A 14,866-nucleotide genomic window follows, 5' to 3' on the forward strand; every position below is an offset into this window, starting at 1 on the left:
CGACCCATGCACTGCCGGTGATTCCCGTCGCACTGATCGTGGTCATCGCGGTCGTGGACGTGTTCTCCGGGCCGGACGTGCACCTGGGGCCGCTTCTGGTCGTCGCCCCCGCGCTGACCGCCTCCTTCGCCGGGCCCAGGCTCACCGCCGGGATCGGGATCCTCGCGGTGGGCGCCCAGGTGCTGATCGCCGCGCTGCGCGGCGGGGTGGCCACCCGCAACCACGTGATGCAGATCGTCGCGGTGACCGCGATCTCCACCCTGGTGTGGTTCCTGTGCGTGCGCCGCGAGCAGCGGCAGCGGCAACTCGTGCAACTGCGGTCGGTGGCCGAGGCGGCGCAGCGGGTGCTGTTGCGGCCGTTGCCCCGGCGGGTGGGGTCGTTGCGGATCGCCTCGTTCTATCTGGCCGCCGAGGACGAGGCGCAGATCGGTGGTGATCTGTACGCGCTGGCCCGGACCGATGCCGGGGTGCGGCTGATCATCGGCGATGTGCGCGGCAAGGGCCTGGCGGCGATCGGCGACGCGGGCCAGTTGCTCGGCGCGTTTCGGGAGAACGCGCATCGCCATGCCACGCTGCCGGAGTTGACGGCCGCGCTGGAGGAGAGTGTGTGTCGTTATCTGGCCGAGTTGGCGCAGACCGATCTCGATGCCGACGAACGTTTCATCACGAGCATCGTGGTGGACCTGCCGGAGGACGTCGACGCGGGCGGGCTGACCAACTGCGGACACCCGCCACCGCTGTTGTTGCGCCAGGGTCGGGTGAGCACGCTGGAGTCGCCGCATCCGGCGCCGCCGATCGGCCTGTGCCAGGGGTCCGAGGCGGACGGCGAGTATGAGGTCGATACGTTCATGCTGCGCGCGCGAGACGTCCTGCTGCTGTACACCGACGGGGTGATCGAGGCGCGGGCGCCCGACGGGACGTTCTATCCGCTGGCCGAGCGGGTCGCGAACTGGGCCGACTACGGCCCCGAGGCGTTGCTGCATCATCTGCGTCGCGATCTGCTCGACCACGTCGGCGGGCGGCTCGCGGACGACGCGGCGGTGATCGCGATCGAACGGGCGCCGGTGTACCTGCCGGGCCACTACCTGTCCTGAACCCTGCCGACCCGGCGGGACGGCCGCCTCGTGCCCGGCGGCCGTCCCGTGCGTGGTTCAGCCGGTGGGCGAGACGAACTCGGGCTGGTCGAGCACTCGCAGCCAGCTGCCGTCGGACTGGCGGCGGACCACCTGCGCCCTGGCCCCGGCGCCGTCCCGGGGCGGAGTCGAGGTGAGCGCGATGTCGCCGTTGATCAAGGTCGGCAGCGGCTGTTCGGGCTCGAAGTGCGGGCGGTTGGCCAGCACCTTCGCCCACAACTCGCGAATCGCCTCGCGGCCCACCGTTCGGCTGCCCGGGGGATAGGCGAGCACGGCGTCCTCCGCGTAGAGCGCGGCGACCCCGGCCGCGTCACCGGCGTTGGATCGTTCGACGAACAGGCGGGTGATGTCCTCGGGTTGCATGGCCTTCGCGTACTGCTCGTACTCCGACACGAGTTGCTCCTGACTTGGGCTGCGGGCCCGGCGCTTGGTACCTGGTGCTTCGTGTTTGGCGCCCGGCGCTTTCGATACGTCCATCCTGGTCGCCCGCGAATCAGAAGTCCAACAGATGGATCTACTGGTAATCAGTAGTCGTGGTTATGGCTGTGCCGTCACCGAGCCGGGGCCGGCTCGCGTATCTCGGGGAGATCCGCCTCGGCGTCGGCCAGGGCGTCGCGGATCTCGCGCGAGGTCGTGTGGCAGGTCGCGCGCAGCCCGAGCAGGAAGGCGTATCGGCACGCGGCGCCGATCGCCGCCGCGCCGGCCGCGTCCAACACCTCGGTGCCCGACAGGTCGAACACCAACTCGACCACGTGGTCCGGCAGCGCGTTGATCCGCGACACCAGGTCCATCCGCAGCCGGTGGGCCACCGAGACGTCGACCACCCTGGGTACGGTCATCCGGGCGTAGCCGTCCTGCACGAGACAGGCGCACAGCGCATCGTCGGTCATCGATTTCCCCCTGACGACCCGCCCCACGGCCACGCCCTGTGCGGTCGGCCGGCCGGATCCGTGACTACGATCCCACCGCATCCCGGGCGTCCTCGTGAGCCTCGAAACGAAATCGAGACTCCTTCGATGCCACCCGATCGGATTCCTGCCCTCCGCAGGCCCCCGGCGCGCGCCGGTGACCCGGCGGTGGCGAACCGGAGCACCGACGCGGCCGGCATACCCTTGTTCGTACGCGTTGCGCGGTGTCGCGTTCTCGGTGCCGCGTACGCGTGTTCGCGTTGGGGTGGCCGCAGGTTCGGCCGGGTGATCTTCGCGGTTGTATCGGTACGAACGCCTGCCTCCCGATGGGAGATCCATTGCTCGCGCCCACCGTGGAGTCGACGCGGCGAGCCCTCGGCCGGATCCGCGACTGGATCGTCTCGGCGCCGGCCACGTATCTCTGGCTGCTGATCATCCACATCACGACGCTCGACATGTATGTGCGGCTGACCGCCGGCGAGCGTGCCGAGTTCCTCGAAGAGCAGAGTACGAACCTGCATAATCTCGACACCAGTCCGCTGCGGGTGATGGCGGCCAGCGCGGTGTGGGCCGAGGGCTGGCATGTCATCCGCTTCACCCTGATACTCACCGTGTTGTGCGCGGTCGCCGAGCGATGGGTGGGCACTCGGCGGATGTTGATCGTCGCCGTGCTCGGACACGTGGGCGCGACCTGTCTGAGCCAGGCCTTCGTGTTGACCCGGATCCACGAGGGGGCGCTGGCCGAGAGCGCGCGCTTCCAGGTGGACGTCGGGCCGAGCTATGCGTACATGGCGGTCGCGGGCCTCCTCTTCCATCGCATCACTCCGGGTCGCTGGCGCTGGTTGTACGCGGCGGCGCTGGCCCTGTACGTCGGCCTGCCGCTGCTCCCGGACCAGGACGTCACCGCGACCGGGCATCTGAGCGCGGCGCTGCTCGGGCTGTGCTGCTACCGGCTGGCGCGCGGGCGGCCGACGTGGGATCCGGGGCAGTGGTGGCGGACGCGTCGGCCGTGGCCGGGCGGCGGACCGGTCGAGGCGGGGCCGCCGGCTCGGGAGGTATCGGGGAGTTCGCCGAACGGGCTGTGAGCGGGTGCCGGCCGATCTCCGACCCGTTCCGCGCTGCGGCCAACTGCGTTGGCAGCCCCACGTGTAGCCGTCGCGAGCCGCCCTGGATCATGTATCGCGTCGCGGTCGGTGGGGTCGGGGCGGGAACGGATCGGGGAACGTCGATGGTGCGCGGGGATTCGGCTGTGCGGGTGGCGGCAGCCGCGGTGGGGATGGCGCTCGTGGCGGGCTGCTCGTCGGCGGTGAAGCTGGCCGATTCGGCCTCCGCCGACCTGTCCAGGCTGGGCGACAAGGCGTTGCACTCGCGGGTGGACAAGGCGGTGGGGAAGGCGCGCTACGTCCGGATCACCGGCACGATCCGAGCCCGCGGCGTCCTTGTCGAGGTCGACACGCACATGGACATGGAGTTCGGCGAGTACACGACCGTCACGAAGACCATGGGCTTGACGATCGAGACGGTCAGCGTCGAGTCGAACGTCTTCATCAAGGCTCCGCGAGCCTATTGGCAGCAGGTGCTCGGACCTGCCCGGGCCGACCTGGCGGCCGAGTTGGACGGCAAGTACGGACGCATGGCGGCCGACGATCCGACGCGGTCGAAGCTCAAGGCGTCGGGCCTGGCGATCAATCCGCGCACGATCGTGAACGACGTGATGAAGACCGAGCGCCGTCCCGACCGGGTCCTCGAGGGACGCCGCATGGTCGTCCTGGCCGAGCGCGACCAGGACTCGCCCGGCCTGGTGTTCATCCCGGCCGAGGGCCCGGCGCTGCCCTATCGGATGAGCGCCCGCCAGGCCGGCGAGGAGTCGACCGAAGTCACCGTGACCTGGACCGAGTACGGCCGCCCGAGCCCCGTCCGGCGACCCGGGCTCCCCGAGGTCGTGGACCTGCCCCGACTCCCCACCCTCGGCAAGCTCCCGGGCACCGTGCTGTAACGCGCGCACCCGGCGCGGGTTTGCCGACCCGGTCTAGGCCATCCGGGTGACCTTCCGGGCCTCTCACCTGCGGATATCGTCGTCGGGTGGCGCCGGTCGCCGGGGGCCGTGAGGGTGGAGGGGATATCTGCCGTGGCACGCTCACGGCCTGCGCGGCGGGTGTCACGAGGGCCGCCCGGCTCGGTCGATCGCAGAGCCGCCCGGCCACCGCTTTCCGGCCTTGCGGCATGGCAACGCCGGTTCAAGGAGCCCACCCCACACCGGTCCGTCCCTCGGACGCGGCATCGGCGTGCCCGGGTGGCGAAGGATCACCGATGGCACACACCGGCGGCAATCCCGCGATCTTGACCATGGGCGTGGAGGAGGAGTTCCTTCTCGTCGACGCCCGCACCCTCGCCCTCGCCGAAACCGCGGAACTCGTCCTGGCCAAGGTCGACGACGGCAGCGGCACCGCCCACCTGGAGGCCACCCGCCAACAGATCGAGGCGGTCAGCCCGGTGGCGCACACCGCGGCCGAACTGCGCGCGCAACTGTTCGCGATCCGCTGCGGGTTCACCGAGGCGGCGGCGGCCTACGGCTGCCGCCTGGTGGCCTCCGGCACCGCCGTACTGCCCGGGCCCACGCTGCTGGTCGACGCCCCGCGCCGGCACGAACAGCGGGCCCGCTACGGTGCGTTGACCGACACCCTCGTGCACTGCGGCTGCCACGTGCATGTGGGCACGCTCGACCTGGACACCGCCGTCGAGGCGGTCAACCACGTACGGCCGTGGCTGCCCACGCTGATCGCGGTGGGCGCCAACTCGCCCTTCCGCGCGGGCCGCGACACCGGGCACGCGAGCTGGCGGGCCGCGGTCGCGGATTCCTGGCCCGCCGGCGGGCTGCCGCCCCGCCTGGACTCGGTCGCGCACTACCGCTCCCGGCTGGCCACGCTGGTGGCCTCCGGCGCGGCGATGGACGCCAAGATGCTCTACTGGGACGCCCGCCCGTCCGCGACCTGGCCGACCCTGGAGGTCCGCGCGCCGGATGTGTCGCCCGACCTCGACGAGACGGTCCTGTACGCCGTCCTGGCCCGCGCCCTGGTCGCCACCGCGCTGCGGGCGATCGCCGAGGGTCGCCCGGCGCCGGGTGTCCGCGACGAGGTCCTGGCCCTGGCCCGGTGGCGGGCCGCGCGCGACGGCCTCGACGGCGAGGGTCTGGACCCGTACACCGGCACGCCGGTGCCCGCGTTCGAGCTGCTCGACGCGCTGGTCGCGCACACGCACCCCGAACTCCTGGCCGCCGGCGACCTCGCCCACGTCACCGAGAGCGTGGCCGCGCTGCGCCGCAACGGCGGTGGCGCGCGGCGCCAACGTGCCGCGTACGAACGCCGGCACGACTTCACCGACGTGGTCCGCCGGCTCGCCGACGCCACCGAGTGCCGCGACGGGTGACCCGCGCGCCCCTCGCTGCCTCGTCATCACCCCACTGCACCCTGCGACATCGTGATTCCCAAGGAGTCCGTCATGCCTTCGACGCCCCTGGCCACCGTGTTCGAAGCCGATCGCTTCCGCGCCCTCGGGGCCCGGCACCTCGACGAGATCGCGGCCCGCTACGGGCTCGCGCCGGACGTACGCGACACGGTCCGCGCCATCGCCCAAGTGTTGCCGTTCCGAGTGAACGAGTATGTGCTCTCGCACCTCGTCGACTGGAAGTCGGCGCCGGACGACCCGATGTTCAGGCTGATCTTCCCGCACCACGGCATGCTCGACACCGCCGACGAACGCCGACTCGCGGACCTGCTGCGCGCACCGCATCGCAAGCTCGAACTCGCCGCGCTCGTCGCCGAGATCCGGGCCGGCCTCAACCCGCACCCCTCCGGGCAGCGGGAACTGAACGTGCCGCACATGGGTGACACCGCGCTGGCCGGTCTGCAACACAAGTACCGCGAGACGGTGCTCTACTTCCCCGCCCAGGGCCAGACCTGCCACGCGTACTGCACATACTGCTTCCGCTGGGCACAGTTCGTCGGCGACGCCGATCTGCGCTTCGCCGCCCACGACCCCGGGCACCTGATCGACTACCTCGGCGCGCATCCCGAAGTGAACGATGTGCTGATCACCGGCGGCGATCCGCTGGTGATGTCCACCGAACGGCTGCGCTCCCACCTGGATCCGATCCTCGGCGTGGAGAGCGTGCGCACCGTCCGGATCGGCACCAAGTCGCCGGCCTACTGGCCGTACCGCTTCGTCACCGATGCCGACGCCGACGAACTCCTGCGCCTGTTCGCCCGGGTGGTGGCCGCCGGCCGGATCCTGGCGGTGATGGCGCACTTCAGTCATCCGCGGGAGCTGGAAACCGACATCGCCCGGCGGGCGCTGGCCCGGATCCGCTCGACCGGCGCGCTGGTGTTCTGCCAGGCGCCGCTGATCGCGCACGTCAACGACGACGCGCCCACCTGGGCCGCGCTGTGGCGGGCCGAATCGGCGGCCGGCGCGATCCCCTACTACATGTTCGTGGAGCGCGACACGGGCCCGCACGAGTACTTCAAGGTGCCGCTCACCCGCGCCGCCGACATTTTCCGCACCGCCTATCAGACCCTGCCCGGGCTCGCCCGCACCGTCCGCGGCCCGGTGATGTCGGCGACGCCGGGCAAGGTCGTCGTGGACGGCGACGAGCACACCGCGCAGGGCCGCTTCTTCCGGCTGCGCCTGCTCCAGGCCCGCGAACCGGCCCTGGTGGGACGCCCGTTCCGGGCCCACTACGCGTCGGACGCGGCCTGGCTGGACGAACTGGAGCTCGCCCCCGAGACGCCCGCGGACATCGCGGCGGCGATCCGACAGGGGCGCGAACTCGCGCCGACGGGGGTGCGACGGTGACCGTGTGGCGCACCTCGCCCAATCTGGCGCTCGACGAGTGGGTGAACCGGCGCCGCGCCGAGGGAGCCTCGATCGTGCACCTGGGGTTCGGCGAGTCCCGGCTGCCGGTGTTCGCACCGCTGGTCGAGCATCTGATGGCGGGCGCCGGAGCCAACGCCTACGGGCCGGTGGCCGGCACGCTCGCCGCACGCGAGGCGGTGGCCGGGTACTTCACCCGGCGCCGGTTGCCCACACACGCGGATCAGGTGGTACTCGCCCCCGGCAGCAAACCGATCCTGTCGGCGATCCAGCACGTCGTACCGGGCGATTGCCTGTTGCCCGTGCCGTGCTGGAACTCCTACGCGCCGCAGGTGCGATTGGCGGGCGGCACGCCGATCGGGGTGCCGATCCCGTCGGAGTGCGGCGGGGTGCCGGCGCCCGCCGCGTTGCGCGAGGCGATCCGCAGCGCGCGGGCGCGCGGCCTGGACCCGCGGATCCTGGTGCTCACCCTCCCCGACAATCCCACCGGGACGCTGGCGCCGCCGGTCCTGGTACGCGAACTGTGCACGATCGCGGAGGAAGCGGATCTGCTGATCGTCTCCGACGAGATCTACCGAGACGTCGTCCACGATCCGGCAACCGAGCTGCTGAGCCCGGCCGAGGTCGCACCGCACCGCACGGTGGTGACCGCCGGCCTGTCCAAGAGCCTCGCGCTGGGCGGTTGGCGCATCGGCGTGGGTCGTTTTCCGGACGACGCGCGCGGCGCCGAGATCCGCGCCGGGGTGGTCGGCGTGGCCAGCGAGGTGTGGTCCAACCTGGCGGCGCCGATGCAGGAGGTGGCCCGCTACGCCTACACCGATCCCCCCGAGATCCGCGAACGCCTCGCCGCGAGCGCCCGGTTGCACGGCGCGGTGGCCCGCGCGGTGCACACGATCGTGGTCGGCGCGGGTGCTCGATGTCGTCCGCCGACCGGCGCGTTCTACGTCTACCCGGACTTCGAACCCGCCCGCGAGGCGCTCGCGATGGTCGGGGTCACCGACGCACGATCACTCCAGCGCCGGCTCCTCGACGAGTTCGCGGTCGCGGTGCTGGCCGGCGACGCCCTCGGCGACGACCCGCGGGCGCTGCGCTGCAAAATCTCCACCAGCATGCTCTACGGCGACACCCCCGAGCAGCAGGAACAGGCGCTGGCCTGCGCCGATCCGGTGCGGCTGGCGCATGTGGCCGAACTGCTGGCCCGGATCGAGGACACGTTCACCAGGTTGTGTGTTGCTCGCCGGCCGGCGGCCGTGCGATAGGCGTTCGCCGCCGGGCCCGGGGACGCGGACCACCGGTCCGGGGCCGTACCTCGGGGTCGTATCGAGAGGACACGTCATGTGTGGCATCACCGGCTGGATCTCCTTCGACCGCGATCTGTCCGCCGAACGCAAGATCGTGGACGCCATGACCGAGACGATGTCCCACCGCGGGCCCGACGACCGGGACACCTGGGTGCAGGGCCCCGCCGCCCTCGGTCACTGTCGCCTCGCGGTCATCGACCTCCCCGGCGGACGACAACCGATGACCGCGCACAAGTCGGACGGGAGTCCGGTCGTCATCGTGTACTCCGGCGAGACGTACAACCACCTCGAACTGCGGACGGAACTGGTCGCCAAGGGCCACTGCTTCAACACCGACTCGGACACCGAGGTGGTGCTGCGCGGATACCTCGAATGGGGCGAGGCGGTCGCCGAACGGCTCAACGGGATGGCCGCGTTCGCGATCTGGGACGAGGAGTTCCGGCGGCTCGTGATGATTCGGGACCGGATGGGCATCAAGCCGCTCTACTACCACCCCACTCCCGACGGCGTGCTCTTCGGCTCCGAGCCGAAGGCGATCCTGGCCAACCCGCTCGCCAGGCGCGAGGTCGGCGCCGACGGCATCCGCGAACTCCTCGCGTTCGTCAAGACACCCGGCCACGCGATCTGGGCCGGCATGTACGAGATCGAGCCCGGCACGGTGGTCACCGTCGACCGGGGCGGGCTGCGCCGACACGTCTACTGGTCGTTGCGGACCCGGCCGCACGTCCACGACCGGGACACCTCGATCATGCAGGTCCGGACGCTGCTGGAGGACATCGTCCATCGTCAACTCGTCTCCGACGTGCCCCGGTCCATCCTGCTGTCCGGCGGCCTGGACTCCTCGGCGATCACCGCGCTGGCGGCCCGCCGGCTGGGCGAGGCGGGCGAGTCGGTACGCAGCTTCTCCGTCGACTTCGTCGGCCGGACCGAGAACTTCGTGGCGGACGCGCTGCACGCCGCTCCCGATGCGGCGTTCGTGCAGGACGTGGCCCGCCGCTCCGGAACCGACCACCGGGACATCGTGCTGGACTCGGCGGCCCTGGCCGACCCCGCGGTGCGCGCGAGCGTCATCCGGGCGCGGGACATCCCGATGGGCATGGGCGACCTGGACACCTCCCTCCATCTGTTGTTCAAGGCGATCCGGGAGCACTCGACCGTCGCGTTGTCCGGCGAGGCGGCCGACGAGGTCTTCGGCGGGTACCAGGCGTTCTTCGACGAGAACGTCCGCCGGGCCGACACCTTCCCCTGGATCGTGCGCCACGAGGACAACTTCGGCGACAGCCGCGACATCCTCGCCCCCGGGGTCGCCGACTCCCTCGACCTGGATTCCTACCTCCGGGACGGCTACCGCACCGCGCTCGGGGAGGTCGAACGGCTGGACGGGGAGCGCGACTTCGAGTTTCGGATGCGCGAGATCTGCTATCTGCACCTGACCCGCTTCGTGCGGATCCTGCTCGACCGCAAGGACCGCACGAGCATGGCGGTCGGGCTCGAGGTGCGGGTGCCGTTCTGCGACCACCGACTGGTCGAGTACGTCTACAACGCGCCGTGGTCGCTCAAGTCCTTCGACGGACGGGAGAAGAGCCTGCTGCGCGAGGCCACCGCGGACGTACTGCCCAGGTCGGTGTACGACCGGGTCAAGAGCCCCTACCCGGCGACCCAGGACCCGCGATACGTGAGCGCGCTCCAAGACCAGGCCAAGGACCTGCTGTCGGCGCCCGCGCACCCGGTCTTCGACCTCGTCGACCGCCGCCGGCTGCGCCGAATCGCGAACCACGAAGCTCCCCGGATCACCCGCGCGCACCGACACGGTCTGGAACGAACCCTGGACCTGGCCGTGTGGTTGGACATCTACGCACCCACGCTCACTCTGTGAGCCGGTGCTGTCCGGCGGCGTCGGCGATCAACTTCAGGGCCAGTGCCTGGAGTTCGGGGTCGGCCTTTTCCGGGGTGCCGGTGTCGTACGGGGGATCCGGGTCGTATTCGGTGGCCAGTTGCATGGCCTGGGCCACCCGGACGGTCGAGAGCCGGGAGGCGAGGTGCAGCGCCATGTCGATCCCGGCGGAGACGCCCGCCGCGGTGATGATCTTGCCCGCGTCGACGTAGCGTCCGGGGGTGTAGATCGCGCCGAACGTGGTGAGGTAGGTACGCGACGCCCAGTGCGTCGTGGCGGGCAGGCCGCGCAACAGCCCGGCGGCGCCCAGGATCAGCGATCCGGTACACACCGATGTGGTCCACGTGGTGGTGCGGTGGATGCGGCGGATCCAGTCGAGGAGTTCGCGGTCCTTGGTGGCGGCGATCGAGCCGCTGCCGCCACCGGGCACGAGCAGCACGTCGGCGGTTCGCACCGCGGCCAGGGGGCGTTCGGCGATCAGCGCCAACTGGCCGGTGTCGGTGCGGATTCGGCCCGCCCGGTGGGCGACCGTGGTCACCCGGACCCCGGGTACGCGACACAGGATCTCGTACGGGCCCACCGCGTCCAACGCGGTGAACCCGTCGTAGAGCAGGATCGCGACGCGTACCCGGGCCGTGCCTGGTGCGTCGGCGGCGTCCGCCGGGTCCGCCGCCTCGGCGGCATCGACGGCATCGGCTGCTCCGGCGGCACCCGATGCCCCGGCGGCGAGGATCCCGCCGGCCATCGCCGTGGCCACCGCGCCCCTCAGGACTCGACGGCGACTGTTCTCATGCTCGGCGTTCATACCCGACACCTCTCGCTCTCGGCGTGCTCGGCGTCCCCCTCACCGCACAGGTCGGGCCGCGAGTGGCCGGAGTTCCCGGGGAGTTCCGGGAGTTCCGGGTGGGGCTCCGGGGTGTCGGGTGCGTCCGGGTCAGGCCGCGGCGAAGGCGTCGCCGGTGACCCGGAAGAAGCCGATCGGGGCGTTGGCGTGGGTGCTGACCAGGTCGATGCGTACGTTCGTGCCGGTGGCGGCGGCCTGGATCATCGCCGGGCCGGTGCCTTCCCCGGCGACGTATTCGGTGCCGACGTACAGCGCGACATGCTTGGTGTCGTTCAGGTTGGGGCCGTAGTAGATCAGGTCGCCGGGGCGCAGGTTCGCGTAGTCGGCTCCGGGGGAGACGGCGCGCAGGTGGCGGTTGTGGATCTGGTCCCGCGTACTGCCGTTGCCGAGGATGTCCTTGCCGCCCGCGACCGCGTACAGCCAGCGGACCAGTCCGGAGCAGTCGAAGCCGACGGTCTGGTCGGCGGGGCACGGGAGGATGTTGCCGGTGTAGCCGGCGCAGGTGCCGGTGTGCGGGCCGGGGACGTTCCAGTGCCCGCCGCCCCACGCGTAGGGCACGTTGGCCAGACCCGGGCCGTAGGCGGTCTGCGGGGCCGGGTGGCCGAGTTGGTAGGTGGCGTGGCTGTTGCTGTAGTCCAGGTTGTTGTACGTGTCGTCGAAGGACGCCTGATCGGCGGCCTGATCGTCGGAGGTGGGCGGGTCGTACATGTAGTGCGCGACGGTCACCGCGCGGGCGGCCACGGCGTCCCCGGTCGCGCATGCCGAGGTGCCGGGCGGGAGGACGCAGTCGACGGTGGTGGGGGTGCCGCCGCCGTGGTACAGGGCGTACTTGGTGTTGGGTCCGACGATGCCGTCCACGCCGAGGCCGTTGGCGGTCTGGAAGGCCTCCACGGCGGAGAATGTGGCGGGGCCGAAGATCCCGTCGGGGACGAGCGAATTGCCGTGCTGGTTCAGCAGGTTCTGCAGTTCGACGACACAGCCGTCGCTCTCGTTCTGCTTGATCAGGTTCGGGCACCGGGGGTCGTTGAGATTGATCGGGGCGGGCGCGGAGTAGGTCGTGGGTGTCGCTTGGGTCGCGTGGGCCGCTTGGGCTGCGGGTGCCGCGGTCAGGGTGCCCACGCCGAGGAAGAGGACCAGCGACGCGAGCACGGCCGACCAGCGTCGTCCGGTGCGGTGTTCGGCATTTCTTCGGTTGCTCATCAGAGGCGGACCTTTCGCAGTCGCGAGCAGCGGGTGGGTGGCACGACTCTCGACCGGGCGGGTTGCGTACCGCCAGGGTTGTTCCGTCCCTGCCGTGCGTGGGATGGCGTCGGTGCCGTCGACCTGCGGGGATGCGCCGCGTCCCAGCCGCATCCCACCGGATTTCCCGGTGCGTGGGATGGACTTGGGCCGAGAGAGTACCGACAACCGCTCGGATACCGAATCATGGTTTCCGCACGCGGAGGTGTGCTTCGCGAGACGGAGGGTAATCGTGAGCGGGGACGAGGAGACGGGTGGTCGCCAGGAGGATCCGGCGGAGGAGTTACGCCGGCTCCTGCTGGAGTTGAAGGAGGAAGCAGAGCTCAGCTATGTGCGGTTGGGTGCGAAGACGCACTATGCGAAGTCGTCCTGGGAACGCTGGCTCAACGGAAAGCAGTTCCCGCCGCGCGACGCGGTGCTGAGCATGGCGCAGGTGTGCGGCGGGGATGTGTCCAGGGTGCTCGACCTGTGGGACCGGGCGCAAGGGGCGCCGGGGGCGCAGGAGCCGGCGGATGAGCAGCAGGGCATTGATGATCCGGGCGAGGCGGTCGAATCGGGTCCGGCCGAGGGCGAATCGAGACCGGGCGAACCGGCGCCGGTCGAGCCCGCCGTACACCGCGGATGGTGGCCGTTCGGGCGCCGAGTCACCTATGTCGTCGCCGTGTTGGCGGTGGTTGCCGTCACCCTGGCGATCCTCGTTCCGGCATTGTGGTCCAGTGACGGTGGGACCGGAGGGGGTGCGGGGAAGCACGCGGCGCCGTCGGTGGGTGCGCGGCAGTCCGGCAATCCGGGGACCCCCGGTCCCACGGCCGAGCAGCCGTTGCCTTCCGCCGTGATCGCGCCCGGTTGTTCGGGACCGGCGTGTGAAGGTCAGAGTGCGCAGGCCATGCGCTGCGGGAGCGGAGCGGCGACCGCCGCGACGGCCACCACCCCGACCGGGATCGTGGTCGAACTGCGTTACAGCAGCGTGTGTCACGCCGCGTGGGCTCGGATCACGTACGCGAGTCCGGATGCCGTGGTCGAGGTCGACAGTGCCGACGGGCGCGTGTGGGCCGCCCCGGTGCACTGGGGATACGACGCGTACACCGCGATGCTCGCGGTGCCGGACACCGGCATGGAGATGTGGGGGTGCGGCACCGCGCCGCACGGAGGACCGCGCGGCTGTACGGCGCACACGCTGGTGTCGCTTCCGCAGTGACCCCCCATGTGCCGCGCCCGACCCATGAGGTCGAACCGGCCGGGCCCGAGCGCCGGTTCGGACCCGGGGCGTACGCGGTCGGGGGCCGCCGTGCCTCGCGGCGCTCGGGTGTGCTCCTGGCGTGCGCCGGGGCCGGCGTGTTGTCGTAGGAGGTCCGACGTCGGCCGCGGCGCGTGTGCGTGAAGGGGAGCCGGATGGAATACGAGCGCATACTCGATCCACACGAGCGGGCCGTGTTGGCCAACGGGGCCCGGCTACTGGTGTGTTGCGAGGTCCGGGGGGAGCTCGACCGCACGGTGCTGACCGCGACGATCCGCGTGCTGGCCCGGATCCATCCCGTGCTGGCGGGGCGGTTCGTCGCGGTGGGGGACGACTACCTGGTGCGGACCGGGAGTTCGGACGGGGACGGCGTGCCCACCGCGCCGCTGCGCCTGGCCTTCGCCGAGGATCTGGACGCGGAGGCGAGTTTCACGCCGGACTGGACGACGGGTCCGTTGTTGCGGGTGTCCCTGATCGAGGACGCGGCCGGGGTGATCGTCGCGATGAGCCTGCCGCGGGCCATGATCGACGGGACGAGCTTTATCGCCCTCCAGCATCGAATGTGGCGGATCTATGGCGAACTCCTGGCCGGGAAACCGGTGTTCGCCCGGGCGATCGAGCCGGTACTGCCGCTTTCGCTGGACGAGCGGGCCCATGAGGCGTTGACGCCGGCCGGGATCGAGGAGTTCCGGTGCGACCCGGCCGCGCGTGCCGCAGGTGTCGTGGCGGCGATGTTGCCGACCCGGAGTACGCCACCCGACAACGGTGGGCACGGCTTCTTCGGGTCGGCCCGGATCGAGTTCGACACCGAGCACACCGAACGTATCGTCGAGGCCGCCCATCGCGCCGAGGCTACGGTGCACGAACTGGTGTGCGGCGTACTCCTGACGAGTGCCCGTCGGCTGATGTCGGCCGAGGCGATCGGCCCGCTCACCCTGGCCTGCCTGAGCGCCGTCGACATGCGTCCTCGGCCGGCCCCGCCGATCCCCGCCGAGGCGCTCCGGTCGGCGGTGTCCACCAATACCGCCGTGGTCCGGGTCGACCCGGGCGCCGACCCGATCGAGGTCGGCCGAGCCGTTGCCGCCGGGCTACGTGCGGATCTGCGCGGGGACGTCCCGGCCCGTGGGGTGGTGGACACGCCCACGCCCACGCCCTACGTCCTGGAGCGCGGTACGGCGATCCCGCCCACCCTGGTCGTCATCAACCTGCGGAACATCACGCCGCCCGCGCTTCCGCCCGGTCTGGCCCTGGTCGACTGGTTCGCCGTACCGGTGATCGACTCGCCCCTGCCGATGGCCGTGGTGGCGCGCTTCGACGGCCGACTTCGGATTCACCTGTGTTTCAGTCGTACCTGGTACGACGACGCGCTGATGCAGCGGCTGATCTCGACTTCGGCGGCTCTGTTCGACCGAATCGGCGGGTGAGCCGATCGAAGTGGCCG

Annotated in this window: 13 protein-coding genes; 9 read left to right on the plus strand and 4 right to left on the minus strand. The window is 71.2% G+C overall.

The genetic code is table 11. From position 1 onward, the window contains the following. Positions 1–17 precede the first annotated feature (17 nt). Entirely contained in the window at positions 18–1,094 is a 1,077-nt protein-coding gene (locus ABIA38_RS13530) for a PP2C family protein-serine/threonine phosphatase (RefSeq protein ID WP_424638824.1), read from the plus strand. Positions 1,095–1,151: 57 nt separating this feature from the next. On the opposite strand, the gene ABIA38_RS13535 is transcribed toward ABIA38_RS13530, so the two are convergent. Both ABIA38_RS13535 and ABIA38_RS13540 read right to left on the minus strand, forming a co-directional pair. After that, the gene (locus ABIA38_RS13535) at positions 1,152–1,496 is read right to left on the minus strand and encodes a YybH family protein (protein ID WP_424638979.1); all 345 of its coding nucleotides are present in this window, start codon (positions 1,494–1,496) and stop codon (positions 1,152–1,154) included. Between the two features lie 188 nt (positions 1,497–1,684). Then, a complete protein-coding gene (locus tag ABIA38_RS13540) occupies positions 1,685–2,023 on the minus strand; it encodes a hypothetical protein (RefSeq protein ID WP_424638825.1) in 339 nt (112 codons plus the stop codon). A gap of 344 nt (positions 2,024–2,367) precedes the next feature. Between ABIA38_RS13540 and ABIA38_RS13545 the strand changes: the two genes are divergently transcribed. The 6 genes from ABIA38_RS13545 to asnB all read left to right on the plus strand — a co-directional run bounded on the left by ABIA38_RS13545 (position 2,368) and on the right by asnB (position 10,087). Next, positions 2,368–3,126: a rhomboid-like protein gene (locus ABIA38_RS13545; protein WP_424638826.1), complete on the plus strand. Its 759-nt coding sequence runs from the start codon at positions 2,368–2,370 to the stop codon at positions 3,124–3,126. A 143-nt stretch (positions 3,127–3,269) separates the two neighbouring features. Further along, complete coding sequence (locus ABIA38_RS13550; RefSeq protein ID WP_424638827.1) at positions 3,270–4,037, plus strand: hypothetical protein; 768 nt, start codon at positions 3,270–3,272, stop codon at positions 4,035–4,037. A gap of 314 nt (positions 4,038–4,351) precedes the next feature. Continuing rightward, a complete protein-coding gene (locus ABIA38_RS13555) occupies positions 4,352–5,467 on the plus strand; it encodes a carboxylate-amine ligase (protein WP_424638828.1) in 1,116 nt (371 codons plus the stop codon). Positions 5,468–5,539: 72 nt separating this feature from the next. Beyond that, complete coding sequence (locus ABIA38_RS13560; protein ID WP_424638829.1) at positions 5,540–6,892, plus strand: KamA family radical SAM protein; 1,353 nt, start codon at positions 5,540–5,542, stop codon at positions 6,890–6,892. Continuing rightward, positions 6,889–8,169: a pyridoxal phosphate-dependent aminotransferase gene (locus ABIA38_RS13565; RefSeq protein ID WP_424638830.1), complete on the plus strand. Its 1,281-nt coding sequence runs from the start codon at positions 6,889–6,891 to the stop codon at positions 8,167–8,169. Before ABIA38_RS13560 ends, ABIA38_RS13565 begins: the two co-directional genes overlap by 4 nt. Before the next feature lie 76 nt (positions 8,170–8,245). Continuing rightward, positions 8,246–10,087, plus strand: a complete 1,842-nt coding sequence (gene asnB, locus ABIA38_RS13570) for an asparagine synthase (glutamine-hydrolyzing) (protein ID WP_424638831.1) — start codon at positions 8,246–8,248, stop codon at positions 10,085–10,087. Here asnB and ABIA38_RS13575 read toward each other — a convergent pair. Beyond that, positions 10,077–10,910, minus strand: a complete 834-nt coding sequence (locus ABIA38_RS13575; protein ID WP_424638832.1) for a DJ-1/PfpI family protein — start codon at positions 10,908–10,910, stop codon at positions 10,077–10,079. The genes asnB and ABIA38_RS13575 overlap by 11 nt on opposite strands. A gap of 129 nt (positions 10,911–11,039) precedes the next feature. After that, a complete protein-coding gene (locus tag ABIA38_RS13580) occupies positions 11,040–12,149 on the minus strand; it encodes a peptidoglycan-binding protein (RefSeq protein WP_424638833.1) in 1,110 nt (369 codons plus the stop codon). A 271-nt stretch (positions 12,150–12,420) separates the two neighbouring features. Here ABIA38_RS13580 and ABIA38_RS13585 point away from each other — a divergent pair, with 271 nt between their 5' ends. Beyond that, the gene (locus ABIA38_RS13585) at positions 12,421–13,386 is read left to right on the plus strand and encodes a DUF2690 domain-containing protein (protein WP_424638834.1); all 966 of its coding nucleotides are present in this window, start codon (positions 12,421–12,423) and stop codon (positions 13,384–13,386) included. A gap of 194 nt (positions 13,387–13,580) precedes the next feature. Beyond that, positions 13,581–14,849: a phthiocerol/phthiodiolone dimycocerosyl transferase family protein gene (locus ABIA38_RS13590; protein ID WP_424638835.1), complete on the plus strand. Its 1,269-nt coding sequence runs from the start codon at positions 13,581–13,583 to the stop codon at positions 14,847–14,849. The last annotated feature ends 17 nt before the right edge of the window (positions 14,850–14,866 follow it).

This window comes from Embleya sp. AB8, from assembly GCF_049739465.1.
Taxonomy (GTDB): Bacteria; Actinomycetota; Actinomycetes; order Streptomycetales; family Streptomycetaceae; genus Embleya.

Excerpts from the sequence above, each read along its gene's own strand:
- ABIA38_RS13535 (WP_424638979.1), bottom strand. The coding sequence starts at position 1,496 with ATGCAACCCGAGGACATCACCCGCCTGTTCGTCGAACGATCCAACGCC.
- ABIA38_RS13540 (WP_424638825.1), bottom strand. The coding sequence starts at position 2,023 with ATGACCGACGATGCGCTGTGCGCCTGTCTCGTGCAGGACGGCTACGCC.
- ABIA38_RS13545 (WP_424638826.1), top strand. The coding sequence starts at position 2,368 with ATGGGAGATCCATTGCTCGCGCCCACCGTGGAGTCGACGCGGCGAGCC.
- ABIA38_RS13550 (WP_424638827.1), top strand. The coding sequence starts at position 3,270 with ATGGTGCGCGGGGATTCGGCTGTGCGGGTGGCGGCAGCCGCGGTGGGG.
- ABIA38_RS13555 (WP_424638828.1), top strand. The coding sequence starts at position 4,352 with ATGGCACACACCGGCGGCAATCCCGCGATCTTGACCATGGGCGTGGAG.
- ABIA38_RS13560 (WP_424638829.1), top strand. The coding sequence starts at position 5,540 with ATGCCTTCGACGCCCCTGGCCACCGTGTTCGAAGCCGATCGCTTCCGC.
- asnB (WP_424638831.1), top strand. The coding sequence starts at position 8,246 with ATGTGTGGCATCACCGGCTGGATCTCCTTCGACCGCGATCTGTCCGCC.
- ABIA38_RS13575 (WP_424638832.1), bottom strand. The coding sequence starts at position 10,910 with ATGAACGCCGAGCATGAGAACAGTCGCCGTCGAGTCCTGAGGGGCGCG.
- ABIA38_RS13580 (WP_424638833.1), bottom strand. The coding sequence starts at position 12,149 with ATGAGCAACCGAAGAAATGCCGAACACCGCACCGGACGACGCTGGTCG.
- ABIA38_RS13590 (WP_424638835.1), top strand. The coding sequence starts at position 13,581 with ATGGAATACGAGCGCATACTCGATCCACACGAGCGGGCCGTGTTGGCC.